This window comes from Streptomyces sp. BE20 (assembly GCF_036322525.1).
Taxonomy (GTDB): Bacteria; Actinomycetota; Actinomycetes; order Streptomycetales; family Streptomycetaceae; genus Kitasatospora.
In genome coordinates, this window is sequence record NZ_JAQYWW010000055.1 from 1 (window position 1) to 1007 (window position 1007).

Here is a 1007-nt window from a genome sequence, read left to right on the forward strand (position 1 = left end):
CCCCGGCCGCACCGTCTTCGTCTTCCCCGGCCAGGGCTCCCAGTGGCCCGGCATGGCCGCCGCACTCCTCGACACCGAACCCGTCTTCGCCGAGAAGATCACCCAGTGCGAGAAGGCCCTCGCCCCACACGTCGACTGGTCACTCACCCGGCTGCTGCGCGACACCGAGCCGCTGGAGCGCGTCGACGTCGTCCAGCCCGCCCTGTGGGCGGTGATGGTCTCCCTCGCCGCGCTCTGGCAGCACCACGGCATCCACCCCGACGCCGTCCTCGGCCACTCCCAGGGCGAGATCGCCGCCGCCGTCGTCGCCGGCGCCCTCACTATCGAAGACGGCGCCGCCGTCGTCGCCCTCCGCAGCCGGGCCCTCGACGCCATCGCCGGTGACGGCGGCATGGTCTCCGTCCGGCTCTCCGCCGAGCGGACCACCGAACTGCTCGCCCCCTGGGCCGACCGGATCTCCGTCGCCGCCTACAACTCCCCCACCACCACCGTCGTCGCGGGCGAGAGCACCGCTCTGAGGGAACTGCTGGCGGTGTGCGAGCGGGAGGGCGTCCGCGCCAGGAGCATCCCGGTCGACTACGCCTCGCACTCCCCGCACGTCGAGAAGATCCGCACCCGGCTGCTCGACGTCCTGGCCGGCATCAGCCCGCAGGCACCGCGCATCCCGATGTTCTCCACCGTCACCGGCGACTGGCTCACCACCCCGCCCGACACCGCGTACTGGTACACCAACCTGCGCCAACCCGTCCTCCTCGCCCCGGCCCTCAAGACCCTCCACGAAACCGGCCACACCCACTTCGTCGAGACCAGCCCCCACCCCGTCCTGGTCCCAACCATCGAGGAGACCCTCGACACCGCCGTCACCCTCCCCACCCTGCGCCGCGACGAAGGCGACCGACGACGCCTCCTCACCTCCCTCGCCCACGCCTGGACCACCGGCCTCACCGTCGACTGGACCACCGCGATCCCCCGCGGCCGACGCGTCGAACTGCCCACCTACCCGTTCC

The 1007-nt window shown here is 72.5% G+C and carries 1 protein-coding gene; it reads left to right on the forward strand.

Translation table 11 applies throughout. From position 1 onward, the window contains the following. Positions 1-1007: acyltransferase domain-containing protein (locus tag PUR61_RS00200; protein WP_329874355.1), on the forward strand; the 1007-nt coding region annotated here is incomplete at both ends.